This is a genomic window from Xanthobacter sp. ZOL 2024 (assembly GCF_052932325.1).
In genome coordinates this window covers 4540351-4558328 of record NZ_CM128808.1, presented here as the reverse complement: position 1 = coordinate 4558328, position 17978 = coordinate 4540351, and the positions used below count along the sequence as shown (strand labels likewise).

General features: G+C 67.9%; 14 protein-coding genes. 6 read left to right on the top strand and 8 right to left on the bottom strand.

Annotated features, from left to right (window positions below):
• Window positions 1-179: 179 nt before the first annotated feature.
• Complete coding sequence (locus ACU4E7_RS20845; protein ID WP_238121166.1) at window positions 180-1631, bottom strand: DEAD/DEAH box helicase; 1452 nt, start codon at window positions 1629-1631, stop codon at window positions 180-182.
• 248 nt (window positions 1632-1879) lie between these two features.
• Between ACU4E7_RS20845 and ACU4E7_RS20840 the strand changes: the two genes are divergently transcribed.
• The gene (locus ACU4E7_RS20840) at window positions 1880-3049 is read left to right on the top strand and encodes an MFS transporter (protein ID WP_447019988.1); all 1170 of its coding nucleotides are present in this window, start codon (window positions 1880-1882) and stop codon (window positions 3047-3049) included.
• A gap of 14 nt (window positions 3050-3063) precedes the next feature.
• Here the strand turns inward: ACU4E7_RS20840 and parE are convergent, their stop codons facing one another.
• On the bottom strand, window positions 3064-5103 hold the full coding sequence (gene parE / locus ACU4E7_RS20835) for a DNA topoisomerase IV subunit B (RefSeq protein WP_447019987.1): 2040 nt from the start codon (window positions 5101-5103) through the stop codon (window positions 3064-3066).
• Between the two features lie 267 nt (window positions 5104-5370).
• Here parE and argC point away from each other — a divergent pair, with 267 nt between their 5' ends.
• Together argC and ACU4E7_RS20825 are read left to right on the top strand one after the other, a co-directional pair.
• Complete coding sequence (gene argC, locus ACU4E7_RS20830; RefSeq protein WP_447019986.1) at window positions 5371-6423, top strand: N-acetyl-gamma-glutamyl-phosphate reductase; 1053 nt, start codon at window positions 5371-5373, stop codon at window positions 6421-6423.
• A 308-nt stretch (window positions 6424-6731) separates the two neighbouring features.
• The gene (locus tag ACU4E7_RS20825; protein WP_238121170.1) at window positions 6732-8123 is read left to right on the top strand and encodes a GntP family permease; all 1392 of its coding nucleotides are present in this window, start codon (window positions 6732-6734) and stop codon (window positions 8121-8123) included.
• Between the two features lie 67 nt (window positions 8124-8190).
• Here the strand turns inward: ACU4E7_RS20825 and ACU4E7_RS20820 are convergent, their stop codons facing one another.
• Window positions 8191-8886: a YoaK family protein gene (locus tag ACU4E7_RS20820; protein WP_447019985.1), complete on the bottom strand. Its 696-nt coding sequence runs from the start codon at window positions 8884-8886 to the stop codon at window positions 8191-8193.
• A 193-nt stretch (window positions 8887-9079) separates the two neighbouring features.
• On the opposite strand from ACU4E7_RS20820, the gene ACU4E7_RS20815 reads away from it, so the two are divergent.
• The 3 genes from ACU4E7_RS20815 to ACU4E7_RS20805 all read left to right on the top strand — a co-directional run bounded on the left by ACU4E7_RS20815 (window position 9080) and on the right by ACU4E7_RS20805 (window position 10975).
• Window positions 9080-9994 carry a ParA family protein gene (locus ACU4E7_RS20815; protein ID WP_447019984.1) on the top strand — a complete coding sequence of 305 codons (915 nt, stop codon included), beginning with the start codon at window positions 9080-9082 and terminating at the stop codon, window positions 9992-9994.
• Window positions 9987-10490 (top strand): hypothetical protein, encoded by a 504-nt coding sequence (locus tag ACU4E7_RS20810; RefSeq protein WP_447019983.1) that lies wholly within the window; start codon window positions 9987-9989, stop codon window positions 10488-10490. Before ACU4E7_RS20815 ends, ACU4E7_RS20810 begins: the two co-directional genes overlap by 8 nt.
• A gap of 137 nt (window positions 10491-10627) precedes the next feature.
• Window positions 10628-10975, top strand: a complete 348-nt coding sequence (locus tag ACU4E7_RS20805) for a hypothetical protein (RefSeq protein WP_447019982.1) — start codon at window positions 10628-10630, stop codon at window positions 10973-10975.
• Here ACU4E7_RS20805 and recJ read toward each other — a convergent pair.
• The 5 genes from recJ to ACU4E7_RS20780 all read right to left on the bottom strand — a co-directional run bounded on the left by recJ (window position 10950) and on the right by ACU4E7_RS20780 (window position 17854).
• Window positions 10950-12749: a single-stranded-DNA-specific exonuclease RecJ gene (recJ, locus tag ACU4E7_RS20800; RefSeq protein WP_447019981.1), complete on the bottom strand. Its 1800-nt coding sequence runs from the start codon at window positions 12747-12749 to the stop codon at window positions 10950-10952. The two genes, ACU4E7_RS20805 and recJ, sit on opposite strands and share 26 nt — an antisense overlap.
• A 57-nt stretch (window positions 12750-12806) precedes the next feature.
• Entirely contained in the window at window positions 12807-14057 is a 1251-nt protein-coding gene (locus tag ACU4E7_RS20795) for an MgtC/SapB family protein (protein WP_447019980.1), read from the bottom strand.
• A gap of 199 nt (window positions 14058-14256) precedes the next feature.
• Window positions 14257-15246 carry a class II fructose-bisphosphatase gene (glpX, locus tag ACU4E7_RS20790; protein WP_238121173.1) on the bottom strand — a complete coding sequence of 330 codons (990 nt, stop codon included), beginning with the start codon at window positions 15244-15246 and terminating at the stop codon, window positions 14257-14259.
• 4 nt (window positions 15247-15250) lie between these two features.
• Window positions 15251-16555: a homoserine dehydrogenase gene (locus ACU4E7_RS20785; protein ID WP_447019979.1), complete on the bottom strand. Its 1305-nt coding sequence runs from the start codon at window positions 16553-16555 to the stop codon at window positions 15251-15253.
• Window positions 16556-16633: 78 nt separating this feature from the next.
• Window positions 16634-17854 carry an LL-diaminopimelate aminotransferase gene (locus ACU4E7_RS20780; RefSeq protein ID WP_238121175.1) on the bottom strand — a complete coding sequence of 407 codons (1221 nt, stop codon included), beginning with the start codon at window positions 17852-17854 and terminating at the stop codon, window positions 16634-16636.
• Between the last annotated feature and the right edge of the window lie 124 nt (window positions 17855-17978).

The following is a 17978-nucleotide window of genomic DNA, read 5'->3' as shown; positions in this document are numbered from 1 at the left end:
GCGGCGTCGGATGCCCACCGGGCATCTGAACCCGCCTTCCGGGAGCAGAGGACAGAGCGGCTGCGCGGATCTTCCCCCGCATGTGGCCGCCCATTGGCAGGCCACACCGAAAACCGGCGGCGGCAGACGTCCGTTCGCCGCCGGGGTGGGCCATCGCCGAAGGGCGACGGCGCCTTGTGTCAGCTCGCCTTCACGCGCACGGGGCGCAGCAGGAAGGCCGGCAGGTGGGACATGTCCGCGGGCTCGTTGGCGGGCTGCCGCTCACGGCGCGGAGGACGGGCCTCGGCCACCTCTTCCCGCTGTGGGCGGCGGGGACGCTCGGCCCGGGGCTCCTCGGTGCGGGGCTCCTCGGTGCGGGGCTCCTTCTCCCGCTGGCGGCGGGGCTCCTTCTCGCGCTCCCGGCGCGGTTCGGAGCGGGCGTCCTTCTCCACCCGGCGCTTGCCGCGCAGGCGGCCATCCTCGCGTCCCTCGCGGCTTTCGCGCTTCTCCCGCGGCGGAGCCTCGCCGAGCGGCTCGCCGTGCCAGGGAATGGCATTGCCGATGAGCTTCTCGATGGAGGCCAGGGATTTGGCGTCTGCGTGGGTGACGATGGAATAGGCGGTGCCGGTGCGGCCGGCGCGCCCGGTGCGGCCGATGCGGTGCACATAGTCTTCCGCGTGGTGCGGCACGTCATAGTTGAAGACGTGGCTCACCTCGGGAATATCGAGGCCGCGGGCCGCCACGTCCGACGCCACCAGCAGCTTGGCTTCGCCGTTGCGGAACTGGTCCAGGGCCTTCAGGCGGGCGTGCTGGTCCATGTCGCCATGCAGGGCCACGGCATTGAAGCCATGCTTCTGCAGCGAACGATGGAGCACCGCCACATCGCGCTTGCGATTGCAGAAGATGATACCGTTCTGCAGATTTTCGCTGGAGCGGATGAGGTTGCGCAGCACATCGCGCTTCTCCCAGTCCTCCTTGCCGGAGGCCACCAGCAACTGCGTGACCGTGGTGGCGGTGGAGGCGGGCTTGGACACCTCGATACGCACCGGGTTGGACAGGAACTGGGAGACCAGACGCTGAATCTCCGGCGGCATGGTGGCCGAGAAGAACAGGGTCTGCCGGGTGAACGGCACCAGCTTGCAGATGCGCTCGATGTCCGGAATGAAGCCCATGTCCAGCATGCGGTCGGCCTCGTCGATGACGAGCACCTCGATGCCGGACAGCAGCAGCCGGCCGCGCTCCACATGGTCGAGCAGGCGGCCGGGGGTGGCGATGAGCACGTCAACGCCGCGCAGGAGCTTGGAGTCCTGGTCACCGAACGAGACGCCGCCGATCAGCAGCGCCACGTTCAGCTTATGGTTCTTGCCGTAGCGGGTGAAGTTCTCTTCAACCTGGGCGGCAAGCTCACGGGTCGGCTCGAGGATCAGGGTGCGGGGCATGCGAGCCCGGGCGCGCCCCTGTTCGAGCAGGGTGAGCATGGGAAGGGTAAAGGCCGCGGTCTTGCCGGTGCCCGTCTGGGCGATACCGAGCACATCCCGGCGCGCCAGCACCTCGGGGATGGCCTGGGCCTGAATAGGAGTGGGCTTCGTATAGCCCGTATCGGCGACGGCCGCGAGGACCTTCTCGCTCAGGCCGAGTTCGGAAAATGACATTGCATCTTTAGGATGCGGCGGCGCGCCGCTGATCGAACGTCCCGTGCCGTACGGGGTCAGACGAGTGGTCGTCGGTCGGCGCGCTTGGATTCGACATAACTCGGACGACGGAGAGCAACATATGAAAGTTGTGCGCCGTGTCAATGATTACGTCAGCCTTGCAGGCGCAATCTGATGAAACCGGGTCTTGACCGGGGGCCGCCGGGCGTCCAGGGGTAGACGCAACCGTTTCCCTGCCCCGGGTCCCCATGCCGTTCCTCTTCATTCTCGGTCTCGCCGCATTCGCGAGCGCGTTCTCCCTGCGCGCCGTCGATCCCATGCTGAATATTCTGGCTGCCGATCTCGGGGTCTCGCTGGCGCAGGTGGCGGTGCTAGCCAGCGCCTTCACGCTGCCCTACGCCGCATTCCAGCTGGTGTTCGGCCCCATCGGCGATGCGGTGGGCAAGCTGCGGCTGGTGCGGGTCAACCTCACGGTTCTGGCGCTGGGGCTGGCGGCCTCGGCGCTGGCCGGCAGCCATGAGGTACTGCTGGTCACCCGGGTGTTCTCCGGCGCCTTCGCGGGCGGCATCATTCCCGTGGTGCTGGCCATGGTGGGCGATCGGGTGAGCTTCGATCAGCGGCCGGTGGCGCTGAGCCGCATCCTGCTGGCGCTGGTGCTCGGCCAGCTCTCCGGCTCCGCTTTGTCCGGCTTCATCGCCGCCTATGCCGGCTGGCGCGACGTGTTCTGGACGGCGAGCGCCCTGGCGGCGGTGGCGGCTCTTGCCTGCATGCTGGGCATGAAGGAACTGCAGACGCGCGGGCCCCTCTCGTTCGGCACCTCCATCGCCAGATACGGCATGGTGCTGCGCAACCCGTTGTCCATCAAGGTCTATGGCGTGGTGGCCCTGGAAGGCATCTTCACCTTCGGCGCCTTTCCCATGATGGCGCCGCTGATGGTGGCGCACGGCTTCGGCGATGCGGTGGAGGCCGGCCTCATGCTGGGGGGCTTCGCCGTGGGCGGCGCCTTTTACAGCTTTGCGGTGCCGGTGCTGGTGCGGGCGCTGGGGCTTGGCGGCATGGCCGGGGTGGGGGCGGCCACCGTGGGTCTGCTGCTCATGGCCACCGCCGTCGCGCCCATGTTCGCTCTGGCGCTGGGCATGTTCACCCTGGCGGGCTTCTGCTTCTACATGATCCACAACGTGCTGCAGATCCTCGCCACCGAACTGGCGCCCGAGGCGCGCGGCTCGGCCCTCGCGCTGTTCGCCACTTCGTTTTTCGTGGGCCAGGCGGTGGGCGCCATTCTCCACGCCACGGTGGCCGATCGCTTCGGCCCCACCGCCGTGTTCGTGCTGTGCGGGGTGGTGATGGTGGCCATCGCCTGGCCGGCCTCCCGGCTGGCCCCCCGCGGCGGCGCCGTGGGCCCTGCCGAGAGCGAATAGGCCCGCCGGCGGGCTCAGATGTCGAGCAGGTCTTCGTCGGCGAAGGCGGCGTGCTCGGAGATGAAGGCGAAGCGCGCTTCCGGCTTGTTGCCCATCAACCGCTCGACGATGTCGATGGTGGCGGCCCGCTCGGCATCCTCGATGCTCACCCGCTGCAGGGTGCGTGTTCGGGGATCCATGGTGGTCTCCTTCAACTGCGCCGGCATCATCTCGCCGAGGCCTTTGAAGCGGCCGACGTCCACCTTGCCCTTGCCGGAGAATTCCTTCTTCAGCAGCCGGTCCTTGTGGGCATCGTCCCGGGCGTAGAGGGTCTTGGCACCCTGGGTGATGCGGTAGAGGGGCGGCACCGCCAGGAACAGGTGGCCTTCCTCGATCAGCTTCGGCATCTGGCGGAAGAAATAGGTCACCAGCAGCGAGGCGATATGGGCGCCGTCCACGTCGGCGTCGGTCATGATGATGACCTTCTCATAGCGCAGGTCGGTATCCCGATACGCTCCGAGGGTACCGCAGCCGAGCGCCTGGGTGAGGTCGGAAATCTGCTGGTTCTGGGCCAGCTTGTCGCGGCCGGCGCTGGCCACGTTGAGGATCTTGCCGCGCAGGGGCAGCACCGCCTGGGTCTTGCGGTCGCGGGCCTGCTTGGCGGAGCCGCCGGCCGAATCGCCTTCGACGATGAACAGCTCTGAGCCCGCCGCCTCGCTATTGGAGCAGTCGGCCAATTTGCCCGGCAGGCGCAGCTTGCGCACCGCGGTCTTGCGGGAAATCTCCCGCTCCTGCTTGCGCCGCAGGCGTTCCTCGGCCCGGTCGATCACATGCTCCAGCAGCCGGCTCGCCTGGGCCGGATTGGCGGCGAGCCAGTGGTCGAAGGGATCGCGCAGGGCGCTTTCGACGATGCGCGCGGCTTCCGTGGTGGCGAGGCGATCCTTGGTCTGGCCTTGGAATTCCGGCTCGCGCACAAACACGGAAAGCATGGCAGCGCAGCCCGTGGTGACGTCGTCACCGGTGATGGCGGCGCCGCGCTTGCCCTGGCCTGAGCGCTCCGCATGGTCCTTCAGGCCCTTCAGTAGAACGGCGCGCAAGCCGTTCTCATGGGTGCCGCCATCGGGGGTCGGGATGGTATTGCAGTAAGAGGCAATGCCGCCATCGCCATCGGCCACCCAGGCCACCGCCCATTCCACCGAGCCGTGGCCACCGGGCTTCTGGATGCGGCCGGAGAAGATGTCCGGATGCACCAGGGTCTGGCCTTCCAGATCAATGGCCAGATAGTCGCGCAGGCCGCCCGGGAAGCGGAACACCATCTTCTCCGGCACGCCCTCGATGCCCTTGAGGAGGTCGGCATCACAGGACCAGCGGATTTCCACGCCGCCGAACAGATAGGCCTTGGACCGCGCCATGCGGAACACCCGCGCCGGCTCGAAGCGGGCGGCGGGGCCGAAGATCTCCGCATCGGGATGGAAGCGCACCCGGGTGCCGCGCCGGTTGGTGATGCGCCCCACCTCGGTGAGCGGGCCATCGGGCACGCCACGGGCGAAGGTCTGGCGGTAGAGGGTCTGGTTGCGCGCCACCTCCACCTCCAGATGGTCGGACAGGGCGTTCACCACCGACACGCCGACGCCGTGCAGGCCGCCGGAGGTCTCATAGACCTTGCTGTCGAACTTCCCGCCCGCGTGGAGCGTGGTCATGATCACTTCGAGGGCCGACTTGCCGGGGAATTTGGGGTGCTCTTCCACCGGGATGCCACGGCCGTTGTCGGCGACGGTCAGGTAGCCGTCGGTCCCCAGATGCACCTCGATGAAGGAGGCGTGGCCGGCCACCGCCTCGTCCATGGAATTGTCGATCACCTCGGCGAACAGGTGATGCAGCGCCTTGGAATCCGTGCCGCCGATATACATGCCCGGCCGCCGGCGCACCGGCTCCAGCCCTTCCAGAACCTCGATATGGGCGGCGGTATAATCCGACGCCATGGCGGGGACGGGCGGGGTCTTGGAGCGGGCAGACGCCTTGGTGGCGGGACGGGCACGGGCGGCGGAGCCGAAGAGGTCGTCGGTATCGGACATGGCGCGTCGATAGCAGAGGGAGGGGGGCCGCGCACGCGAATCGTTCCGCAGGCGCGAACATCGGAACCCCATAGTGCCCGAGTGCGCCGCAAAGGGGAACAGAATGGCAACGGTGGGCGTCCCCCCTACGCGGCCCCGTGCCGGCGGCGGGTGGGCTTGTGTCTTTTCCCTGCCAAGGGATCGGTGTAGAGACCGATGCCCCACGTCGTCAGCCTGTTGGCCGGTCTGTCTCGGGCCGGGCGTTGGGCGTGGATGCAGGAGAGGAAGATGGCGGACGCAAAGGCAAGGGTCGCGGTTCTCGGCGCCTCCGGTTACACCGGTTCCGAGCTGGTGCGCCTGCTGCTGCGCCATCCGCGGGTGGAGATCGTGGCGCTCACGGCTGATCGGAAGGCCGGCCAGGCCATGGCGGACGTGTTCCCGCAGTTCGCCCCGTTCGACCTGCCGAAGCTGGTGACCATCGAGGAGGTGGATTTCTCCGCGGTGGACCTGGTGTTCTGCGCGCTGCCCCACGGCACCACCCAGACCGTGATCAAGACCCTGTTCGAGACCACGCCGGGCATCAAGGTGGTGGACCTTTCCGCCGATTTCCGGCTGAGCGATCTCGGCGCCTATGAGCAGTGGTACGGCCACCCCCATGCGGCTCTCGAGCTGCAGCAGGAGGCGGTGTTCGGCCTCGTCGAGATCTATCGCGACGACATCCGCAAGGCGCGGCTGGTGGCCAATCCGGGCTGCCACACCACCACCGCCATCCTGCCCGTGGTGCCGCTGCTGGAAGCCGGGGCCATCGAGCCGGAAAGCATCGTGGTGGATTCCAAGACCGGCATGTCCGGCGCCGGCCGCTCGGCCAAGGAGGCCATGCTGTTCTCCGAGGTCTCGGAGGGCATCCATGCCTATTCGGTGGGCTCGCACCGGCACATGGGCGAGCTGGACCAGGAATATACCAAGGCCGCCGGCCGGCCGGTGGTGCCCGTGTTCGTGCCCATCCTCACCCCCATGAACCGGGGCATCTACGCCACCATCTATGTGCGCACCACCGGCGCCACCGCCGAGGATCTGCACAAGCTCATCGCCACCTTCTACAAGGGCGAGCCCTTCGTTCACGTGCTGCCGTTCGGCAAGGTACCGCAGTCGCGCCACGTGCGCGGCTCCAACATGGTGTTCATCGGCGTGGTGGCGGATCGCGTCTCCGGCCGGGCCATCATCCTCTCCACCCTCGACAATCTGGTGAAGGGCGCGTCCGGCCAGGCGGTGCAGAACATGAACCTGGTGCTGGGCTTCCCCGAGACCCTGGGGCTGGAGCAGATCGCCCTGATGCCCTGAGCGGCCTTTCGAGTAGTTTGCGTCGCACGTCACGTATTGTGCGATGCATTATAATAATTCTGCGCTGCACAACCGCTCCGGCCCCGCCGGGGCGGTTGTTTCATATGAACTTCTCATACTTCTGAATGATATTCCGTTGGGTCAATGGCTTGGGCCAACCGGGTGCGTCGCGGTACAGCTTAGGGCATACCAACATAATTCGAGTCGCCAGCAGCATTATGGCAGGCTAGCTTACCTTTGCCCGTGTTCCAGGCGGGCGCCGATTCTCGACGTCTCTTCCATTCATTCTCGCTTTGGATCCAACGCCGATGAGCTTCATCATCTGCCTTGCGGCGCTCTTCTTCCTGATGTTCGTGGCCTACCGCGGCTTCAGCGTCATCCTGTTCGCGCCCGTCGCCGCCCTTGCCGCGGTGCTTCTCACCGAACCCGGCGCGGTCCCCGTCGTCTTTTCCGGCCTGTTCATGGAAAAGATGGTGGGCTTCATCAAACTCTACTTCCCCGTGTTCCTGCTCGGTGCGGTGTTCGGCAAGCTGATTGAGCTGTCGGGCTTCTCGCGCTCCATCGTCTCGGCCATCGTCAAGCTCCTGGGGCCGGGCCGCGCCATTCTCTCCATCGTGCTGGTGGGCGCGCTCCTGACCTACGGCGGCGTGTCGCTGTTCGTGGTGGTGTTCGCGGTCTATCCGTTCGGCGCCGAGATGTTCCGCCAGGTGGGCATTCCCAAGCGCCTGCTGCCGGCTGTGGTGGCGCTGGGCGCCTTCTCCTTCACCATGGATACGCTGCCGGGCACCCCGCAGATCCAGAACATCATCCCCACCACCTTCTTCAAGACCACGGCCTATGCCGCGCCCATCCTCGGCTTCGTGGGCACCGCCTTCATCCTGGTGGTGGGCCTCAGCTATCTGGAATTCCGCCGCAAGCAGGCGCAGAAGCGCGGCGAGGGCTACGGCACCGGCCACATCAACGAGGTGGTGGTGGACGAGAGCGTGCCGCTGGTTTCGCCCTGGCTCGCCCTGGCGCCGCTGGTGGTGGTGGGCATCGCCAACCTGGTGTTTGCCCGCCTCATTCCCACCTGGTTCCCGCCCACCGCCACCGCCACTCTGGTGGAAGGCGGCCCGGTGGTGAGCGTGCCTACCGCCACCTGGGCGGCCATCTGGTCGGTGCAGGCGGCGCTGCTGCTCGGCATCGTGGCGGTGCTTTTGTTCGCCTTCAAGCCCATCAAGGCCAAGTTTTCGGCCGGCTCGAAGGATGCCGTGGGCGGCGCGCTGCTGGCCAGCCTCAACACCGCGACCGAATATGGCTTCGGCGCCGTGATCGCGGCGCTGCCGGGCTTCCTGCTCATCAAGTCGGCGCTGTCGGCCATTCCCAACCCGCTCATCAACGAAGCGATCACGGTGACCACCCTCGCGGGCATCACCGGCTCGGCCTCGGGCGGCCTGTCCATCGCGCTCGCTGCCATGTCGGAGCAGTTCATCGCCCTCGCTCATACCTACAACATCCCGTTGGAGGTCATGAGCCGCGTCGCCTCCATGGCGTCCGGAGGCATGGATACGCTGCCCCACAACGGCGCCGTCATTACCCTTCTGGCGGTCACCGGGCTCACCCATCGCCAGTCCTATGGCGACATCTTCGCCATCACCCTCATCAAGACGGCGGCGGTGTTCTTCGTCATCGGCTTCTATTGGCTGACCGGCCTCTACTGAGCCGGTCCGTGCCGTGCGCATGAACCCCGCCCTCCTTGCCGGAGGGCGGGGTTTTCTTTGGCCGCGCTCACCGTGCCCGGGCCGCCGGCGCGGGCTCGGAATCGGCTGGCAGGGTGAAGATCTCCGCCATCGCCACAAAGGGCGGCACCAGCAGGAACCACATGCCGATCATCAGGTAGAGGAAGGCGGCGAGGGCGCAGCCGCCGAGGAAGGCCAGGAAATTCAAGCCGAACCGCCCCAGCCGCGCCCGCATGGCGCCGACATCTGCCTCGGGTGAGGGCCGCCACAGGCCGGCGACATCCACCAGGATCTGGGTGGCGGTGCCGGTCATCATGGTGGAGGGCGGCACATCCGCCAGGTGGGTGCGATGGAGCGCATTCTGCAGCGCCATGGCGCTGACCAGGGTCATGCCCGTCATCAGGGCGGAGGGGCTATTGACGTCGGTGAAGGGACCGAGCTGCACCGCCACCAGCGCCGCATGGGCCAGCAGCACCAGCTTCACCGCCATCAGCATGCGAAAGCCGTTGAGGCCGCGGGCTGCCATGGCGCGGCTGAACAGCATGGCCGCCACCACCACGAAGGCGAACACCGGCATGGCGATGACCTTGCCCACCGCCGGCGTCCGGCCCTCGCCGAGCGCCGCGGCGAAGGTGACGATGTTGCCGGTGACATGGGCCGTGAACAGGCCCCCAAGGGCGACGAAGCCCGCCGTGTCCACGAAGCCCGCATTGAAGCACAACAGAATAGGCAACGCGCGCCGCACGTCCGCTCTCCCCGTCAAGGTCACCCGAGACCAACACCACCGGAAAACAAGATCGCCCGAGAATAGGCCGGCGGCGCTCCGGCGCGATGCGCGAATTTGACCGCGACCGGGCGCGCGATCCATCGATGTTATGGGTTGCGCTGAGGGCGTGGCACACCTTAACTGAGGCGTTCTTCGTGTGCGGGCGGGGCGGATGGGGATGCTGGAGCGAAACGGGCGGGTTGTCGCCGTGGCGAACATGAAGGGCGGCGTCGGCAAGACGACCACGGCCGTGATGCTCGCCGAGGGCTTTGCTGAAGTAGGCATGACGGTTCTGGTGGTGGATCTTGATGCTCAGGCAAACGTGTCTTTCTGCTTTCTGGTGAATGACCAGCTGAAAGCCGCCTATGAGCAGCAGAAGACCATCTCCGCGTTCCTCGATGAACGCCTGATGCATGGCATCAAGGTCCCCATTCTCGAGTATATTTCGAAAGACGTTTCAAACGTCGCCAAGGCCGGCCGCCTGCTGCCCATAGACCTCCTTGCGGCACACCCTAAACTGCGGTCATTGGAACGAGAGATTTTGTTCGAGCTTGCGGGCAAGGGGTATGGTCCGAAGGCGCTGGAAGGCCGTACCCTGATGGTGCTGCAGGAGGCCCTGCCGAAGCTGCGGGCCCATTATGATCTGGTATTGCTCGATTGCGCGCCCGGTATTTCCGCTTTCACCGAAGTCGCCATTCGCCTCTCCGACCTGGTGGTGGTGCCCACCATTCCGGATTACCTGTCCACCTTGGGCTTCGAGGTGTTCAGGCACTCGCTGTGGGATGATACCTATCACGCGGCCACATCCCTGCCGAAGCCCAAGCGGCTGCCGGCCGTGCTGGCAACCCGGGTGAATCTCACGAAGAAACAGCATAAGTGGACCCTGGACGATATGCGGGCCGAGGCGGCGGAAGCGGGCGCCACTTTCACGATGTTCGATGTGATGATGAGCAATCAGGCGGCCATTGAGCGGGCGATGGACCCGGAGCAGTTCCCGGACCCGCCGACCTTCGTGCAGAAGTGGGGCACTGCCGTGCCGCTCGTGCGTGACCTGATGGACGAGACCTGGAGGCGCCTCAATGACTGATCGCGTGGACTTCTTTAGCGCCCTCGCCGGGATCTGTGCCCATGCGGACCTGTTTCCGGCCGGCGCCGATGCGGCCCGGCAGGCGGTTCTCAAGATTGTCGGCGCGCAGCTCGCCGCCGAGGATGCCACGCTTGCCAGCGTCACACAGATCCGCGCGGCCGTTGGGGCAGGGGCTTTTGCGGAAGCGGTGGACGGGGTTCCGGCCACCAAGATCAAAGGCCTCGTGGCGCGGATCGATCCCCATGCGTCCGGCCTGACCACCGCCCCGGCCCGCGTGCTGCATCTGCTCGCCCTGGCCGATGGATCACGGCTGCCGGAAAGCGCGAGCCCGAAGAAGGCGGGCAAGCGGACCGGGCGCGGCAAAGCCGCGAGCCCGGACAGCGCGCCCGTTCCCGCCCACACGGCCGAGGAGGCCCCGACGGAAGCTCGGCCGCCGCGCAAGCGGCGCATGAGCGGGCGCACTGCATTGACGGTTTCCGATCGCGCCAAGCGGTAATCGCAGCCCTTCGCGAACCGGCGGGGTAGGCCGCATCGGCTGCGTTCCACTACGTGCATCGGCGCGGAATGCTTCGATAGATTGCATTTGTGGCCCGGCCTATGCAGGATCGGTGCGGCGGTGATTAGGGGGAGCTGATGGAGCAGAAGCGGCTGGAGGCGGCATTTGATACCGCGATGCTGGACGTCTACCTGCGGGCCAAGACCGAGGCGAAATACAACGCCACGCAGTTTTTCAAGATGCTGCACGAGCGGCGCGGGGTGGCCACGGCGCGGGTGCTGATCAATTCGGAACGGGAGAGCCAGGGCTACGCGGAACTGCAATTGCGCGGCCGGCTCGACCTGACGGTGGAGGCGCTGGTGGTGGGGAACCCGCGCTGGCATCCGTTGTTCACACCGCAGGAGATCGACCGGGCGCGGCACCGTCTGGCCCAATATGGCTACAGGCCGGGCGGTCTGCCTACATCGGCTCCGCCACGTCCTTGAGCCGGAGGCTGACGCGGGTTTCGCCCTGCCAGGTGTCGAGGTCGAGGCTGCCGGCCACGTGCATGGGGCGGCCGCGGGCGGCGAGCAGCGCGCGGCCGAGGGGTTCCTCAGCGATGCGGAAGGCCACCGCCTTCAGGCTGGTGCCGTCGCCGGAGACGATGCGGGCCCGCACATGGCCAGCACCGAAGCTCTCCGCATAGGTCACCTTGTGGTTGGGGAAGGCGAACACCGGCTCGGCATTGCCAGCGCCGAACGGTCCGGCCTGGGCGAGGCTCTCCACCAGGCGCGGTGTGGCGGCTGCCGCCGTCAGGGCGCCGTCGAGGGTGAGGGTGCCTTCGGCCCGCCCCCGGATCACGTCGGCGGCGAGGCGGCTCTCCAAATGGGCGCGCAGTTCCCCAAGGCGGGTGCGCTCCACGGTCAGGCCCGCGGCCATGGCGTGGCCGCCGCCCTTCACCAGCAGCCCCAGCTCCACCGCCTCGCGCACCGCCCGGCCGAGGTCCACGCCGGCGATGGAGCGGCCGGAGCCGGTGCCGGTGGCGCCGTTGAAGGCGATGGCGAAGGCGGGCCGCTGGAAGCGCTCCTTGAGGCGGGAGGCCACCAGCCCCACCACGCCGGGGTGCCAGCCATCGCCGCTGACCACCACAACCGAGCCCTCATCGGCGAGGCCGAGAGCGGCCTGTGCCTCCAGCTCGGCGGCGGCGACGATGGCCCGCTCCACGTCCTGGCGCTCGGCGTTGAGCCGGTCGAGCTCGATGGCGATGGTCTTCGCCTCCAGCGGATCGGTGCTCAGCAGCAGCCGGGTGCCCAGGGTGGCGTCGCCGATGCGGCCGCCCGCATTGATGCGAGGGCCGAGAATGAAGCCGAGGTGATAGGGGCGGGGCGGGCCGTCGAGCCGGGCCACATCCATCAAGGCGGTGAGCCCCGGCCGCATCCGCCGGCGCAGGGTGATCAGGCCCTTGTTGACGAAAGCGCGGTTGAGGCCCTTCAGCGGCACCACGTCCGCCACCGTGGCGAGGGCGACGAGGTCCAGGGCCTCCAGCAGGTCCGGAGCCGGCCGCCCGGTGCCGAAATGGCCGGCCAGCCGCAGCGCCCGCACCAACCCCACGGCGGTGATGAAGGTGAGCCCCGCCGCACACACATGGCCGAGGCCGGAAAGATCGTCTTCCCGATTGGGGTTGACGATGGCTTCCGCCGGCGGCAGCGCCTCGTTGGCCTGGTGATGGTCGATCACCACCACGTCGAGGCCGAGGCGGCGGGCGGCGGCCAAAGGCTCGGCGGAGGTGGTGCCGCAATCCACCGTCACCAGCAGCGTCACGCCCTGGGCCGCCAGCGCCTCGATGGCCGGCACGTTGGGGCCATAGCCCTCGTAGATGCGGTCGGGAATATGGAACAGGGGATCAAGGCCGGCGGCCCGCAGCACGCCCACGAGCAGCGCCGTGGAGCAGGCGCCGTCCACGTCATAGTCACCGAACACCGCCACCTGCTCGCCACCGGTCACCGCCCGGGCGAGGCGCGCCACCGCGGGCGCCATGTCGGTGAGGGTGTCCGGATCGGGCAGCAGGGTGCGGATGGTGGGGTCGAGATAGGTCTCCACCTCGTCCAGCGCCACCTCGCGGCCGGCCAGCACCCGGGCCAGCAGCTCGCTGATGCCGTAGCGCTGGGTCATGGCGAGGGCCGTTTGGGCGCCGCGCCCGTCGAGCCGCTCGCGCCAGGTGCGATCGGTGGCGGAGCGGGAGACATTGAGGAAGGGGCGATTCGTCAGGGCGATATTCACCCAGCTATGAAGCCAGAGCCGTGCGGCAACGTCGAGGCCGAGTTGGAGCGCAGGCGCTCAGAGCGCCTGCATGGCGAGCAGCGCCGCGCCGCCCGCCGCCATGGCGATGAGGGTGGCACAGAGGAAGCGCAGGGTGAAGGCGCGGGTCCCCGCGGCAGCGGCCAGCACCACCCGGCCCACGCCGTTCATGCCGAGGGCGATGAGGATGCACAAAGCCGCCCCTTCGAACGACAGGCCGCTTCCGGCCAGACGCGCCGCGTTCAGCGAGGGCACGTCCACATCCACCAGCCCCGCCACCGCGCTCACCAGATAGAGGCTGCCCGGTCCTACCGCCTTCAGCAGGAAGCCGCTGAGGGCGGAGATGGCGCCGAACATGGCGGCGAAGGCGGCCAGGGGGCCGAGGTCGAACGGATTGCCGAGGCTTGATTCCCCGCGGGCCCCGCAGCTGCGGCGCATCATCAGCGCGCCGGTGATGCCGAAGCCGGCGGCGGCGGCGAGCGCCGGCAGGCCGAGGTGCAGCAGCAGGCTGGGGGCGACCACCGCGCAGATGACGCAGACCCGCAGCACCGACACCATGGCGGCCACCGCCGCGCCCCCCGCCAGCAGGGACGGTGCTTCCCCACCGGCGGCCCGCCGGGCGAAGGCGAGGGCGACCGCGGTGGAGGACACCATGGCGCCGCCAATGGCGCTGATGAGGATGCCCTTTTCCGGCCCTGCCACCTTCACCGCCACATAGCCGGCGAACGAGATGGAGGCGGTGAGCACCATGAACAGCCATAGCTGCCGGGGATTGATGCTGTTGAAGGGATCGATGGCGCGGTCGGGCAGCAGCGGCAGCACGATCACCGTCATGCCCAGCAGCATCAAGGCCGAGCGCAGCTCCGGCCAGGTGAGGCGGCGTACCGCCTGATGCAGCATCTGCCGGGTGGCAAGCAGGGAGGTGGCGGCGATGGCCGCCGCCGCCGCGACCGAGGTTTCGCCCGCCACAGCCAGCGCGCCGAGGGCAAACACCAGCATGGCGGCGACCAGGCCGGTGATGGAATAGTCGTTGTCCCGCACCATCTCGCGATATTTGAAGACGGCGAACAGAACTGAGGTGGCGAGCCCCGCGGCGATCAGCACGGCTGCGCTGTTCAAGGCCTGAGAGAGCGCCGCGCACACCCCGCCGAGCAGGCCGGTGAGGGCATAGGTGCGGATGCCGGCGGTGCGGCTACCCTCCGCTTCCTTGCGCTCCTGCCAGCCGCGCTCCACGCCCACCAGCAGGCCGATAGCGAGGGAAACGGCGAGGTGGAAGATGAGATGGTCCATGGTCTCCCACCACACGGCGCTGCGGCAGCACCGGTGCCGCGCAGGATCACGAGCCTAGCGAAAGCCCGTGTCACATGCTGGGTTTTTCTCGTGTCGCGCGGGTCTGCCGGGATCGCTCGCCGGCCAGACGGATGCGCGAGTGCTGCGGCCGCCTTGGTGTGCGGAACGTCGGGCCGGCGGTGCAGAAAAGCCCCGCGCTTCAGGGCGCGAAGTGGAACTTGCGGAAGTCCCGATGCTGGGTGGTGATGCGCCGCACCGTGCCGGTGGCCGCCCGCAGCACGATGGTATCGGTCTCGATCACATCCCGGCCGAAGCGCACGCCCTTCAGGAGGGCGCCGTCGGTGACGCCGGTGGCCGAGACCAGGCAGTCGCCCCGCACCATCTCTTCCAGGTGATAGATCTTGGCCCCGTCGCGAATGCCCAGCGCCTTGGCCTGGGCCCGCTTCTTCTCGGTGTCGAGCACGAGGCGGCCCTGCATCTGCCCACCGATGCAGCGCAGCGCCGCCGCCGCCAGCACCCCTTCCGCGGCGCCGCCGAGGCCGAGGTAGATGTCGACCCCGCTGTCTTCCGGATTGGTGGTGTGGATGATGCCGGCCACGTCGCCGTCGGTGATCAGCTTGATGGCGGCGCCGGTCTTGCGCACCGCTTCGATCAACGGCGCGTGGCGCGGCCGGTCGAGGATCAGGGCGGTGATCTCGGAAGGCGGCACGCCCTTGGCCTCGGCCAGCGCCTGCACATTCTCCTCAGGCGGCTGCGAAAGGGAGACGATCCCCTCGGGATAGCCCGGTCCGATGGCGAGCTTCTCCATATAGACCGGCGGCACCTTCAGCAGGGATCCGGCCTCGGCGATGGCCAGCACCGAAATGGAGCCTTCCATGTTCTTGGCGCACAGGGTGGAGCCTTCGAGGGCATCCACCGCGAGATCCACCGGTTCGCCGCCGAGCCCGAAGGTGTCGCCCACGAACAGGTGTTCGGTTTCGCCTTCGGCGCCTTCGCCGATGACCACGGTGCCGTGCACCGGTGCCTGCTTCAATTCGCGATAGCAGGTGGACATGGCGGCGAGGTCGGCCGCCTGCTCGTCCCCGCGTCCGCGCAGGCGCGCAGCGGAAACGGCGCTGCGCTCAGTCACCTGCGCCACATCCAGGGCGAGGCGACGATCCAGGACCGGAGCCATCCGGGCGGCGCTCATGTCATCAATCCTTTTCGATGCGGATCACCTGCGGCAGGGCGGTGACGACGCCATCGGCCTCGATAGCCGAGATGGCGCGGCGCACCGCCTGTTCCGAGGTGGCATAGGTGATGAGGATCACCCGCGCGGTGCCCTGAACGGAGGCGCCGGCGTCCTGGGGCGGACGGCGCTGGACGATGGACTCCAGCGAGATGTTCTCCTCGGCCATGCGCCGCGCGATGGTGGCGGCGGTGCCGGGCTTGTTCACCACCGAGAGGCGGATGTAATAGCCACCCTCGTGGCGCTGCATCGGCGCGCGCTCGGCCTTGGCGAGGCTGGCCACCGGCAGGCCGAAGGCGAAGCCGCGCACGCCACGGGCCACATCAGCCAGATCGCCCACGACGGCCGAGGCGGTGGCGTCGCCGCCGGCGCCCGGGCCCACCAGGGTGAGGGCGACGGCATCGGCATTCACCGCCACCGCATTGGTGACGCCGGACACCTGGGCGATGGGCCAATGCTTGGGCACCATGGTGGGATGCACCCGCTGCTCGATACCGGTCTCGGTGCGCAGGGCGACGCCCAGCAGCTTCACCTTGTAGCCGAGGTCGTCGGCGGCCTCGAGATCCTCCAGCGTCAGCTGGCGGATGCCTTCCACATAGATGGATTCGGAATCCACCTGGGTGCCGAACGCCAGCGAGGTGAGGATGGCGAGCTTATGGGCCGTGTCGAAGCCGTCGATGTCGAAGGTGGGGTCGGCTTCCGCATAGCCCAGGCGCTGTGCCGCGGCGAGGCAGGACTGGAACGAGAGCTTTTCGTCCACCATGCGGGTGAGGATGTAGTTGCAGGTGCCGTTGAGAATGCCGGAAACCCGCTCCACCACGTTGCCGGCCAGGGATTCGCGCAGGGTCTTGACGATCGGGATGCCCCCCGCCACCGCCGCCTCGAAATGGAGGCTCGCGCCCGAGGCTTCGGCGCGCTGGGCGAGATCAACGCCCCATTTGGCGAGCAGCGCCTTGTTGGCGGTCACCACCGGCTTGCCGGCATCGAGCGCCGCGGCCACCGCCGCCTTGGCGGGGTCGCCGTCGCCGCCCATCAGCTCCACGAACACGTCGATGTCGGGATCCCGGGCCAGCGCCACCGGGTCGTCGTACCAGCGCAGCGCCGAAAGGTCGACGCCGCGATCCCGGGTCCGGTCCCGCGCCGCCACCGCCACCACCTTGATGGTGCGTCCGGTGCGCAGGGCCAGTTCATCGGCGCGGCGCTGGAGCATGCGGATGACGGAGGCCCCGACGGTGCCGAGGCCCGCGAGGCCGACTTTCAATTCACTCATGGATCGGACCGGTTCTTTCCGAAGGTACGAGAACGCCCGCGGCGGGCGGGCGTTCGGGCGGGGCGGGCGTGACGCGGATCAGCGGGCCGCTGTGAGCGGCACCACATTATGCAGCGTCAGGCCGGCCTGATCGAAGAAGCGGCGGATGTTGCGCGCGGCCTGGCGGATGCGCTGCTCGTTCTCGACCACCGCGATGCGGACATAATCGTCGCCGTGCTCGCCGAAGCCGACGCCCGGGGCCACAGCCACTTCCGCCTTCTCGATGAGCAGCTTGGAAAATTCCACCGAGCCCATCTCGCGGAACGGCTCGGGAATGGGCGCCCAGGCAAACATGGAGGCCTTGGGGGCAGGCACCGCCCAGCCGGCCCGGGCGAAGCTGTCCACCAGTGCGTCGCGCCGCTTCTTATAGGTCTCGCGCATCTCGGCCACGTAATCCTGCGGGCCGTTCAGCGCCGCCGCCGCCGCCACCTGGATGGGGGTGTAGGCGCCGTAGTCGAGATAGGACTTCACCCGCGCCAGCGCCGAGATGAGCCGCTCGTTGCCCACCGCAAAGCCCATGCGCCAGCCGGCCATGGAATAGGTCTTGGACATGGAGGTGAACTCCACCGTCACATCCATGGCGCCCGGCACCTGCAGCACCGAGGGGGGCGGGTTGTCGTCGAAATAGAGCTCGGCATAGGCGAGGTCGGACAGAACGATGAGCTCGTTCTTCTTCGCGAAGGCCACAACGTCCTTGTAGAATTCGAGATCCGCCACGCAGGCCGTGGGGTTCGAAGGATAGCACAGCACCACGGCGATGGGCTTGGGAATGGAGTGCTTCACCGCCCGTTCCATGGCGTGGAAGAACTCCGGCCCCGGTTCCACCGGAACCGAGCGGATGACGCCGCCGGCCATCAGGAAGCCGAAGGCGTGGATGGGGTAGGACGGGTTGGGGGTCAGGATCACGTCGCCGGGGGCGGTGATGGCCTGCGCCATGTTGGCGAAGCCTTCCTTCGAGCCCAAAGTGGCGACGATCTGCCGATCGGGATCCAGCTTCACGCCGAACCGGCGCTCATAATAGGCCGCCTGCGCGCGGCGCAGGCCGGGGATGCCCTTGGACGCGGAATAGCGGTCGGTGCGGGGCTTACCGATGGTTTCCTTCAGCTTCTCCAGCACATGTTCCGGCGCCTCGAGATCGGGGTTGCCCATGCCGAGGTCGATGATGTCCACCCCGGCATTGCGAGCGGCGGCCTTTACACGGTTCACTTGCTCGAACACGTAAGGCGGCAGCCGGCGAATGCGGTGAAAGTCGGTGGTCATCTCAATGGCTCCAAAGGCCGTGTCACAGGGTGTGATGAACAAGCCGCACCTGTCCCTCTCCCGGCGCGGCGAACGGGTCTTTTAGCACTCTTCGCTGAATGAAAAAGCAACGATTGCGATCGTT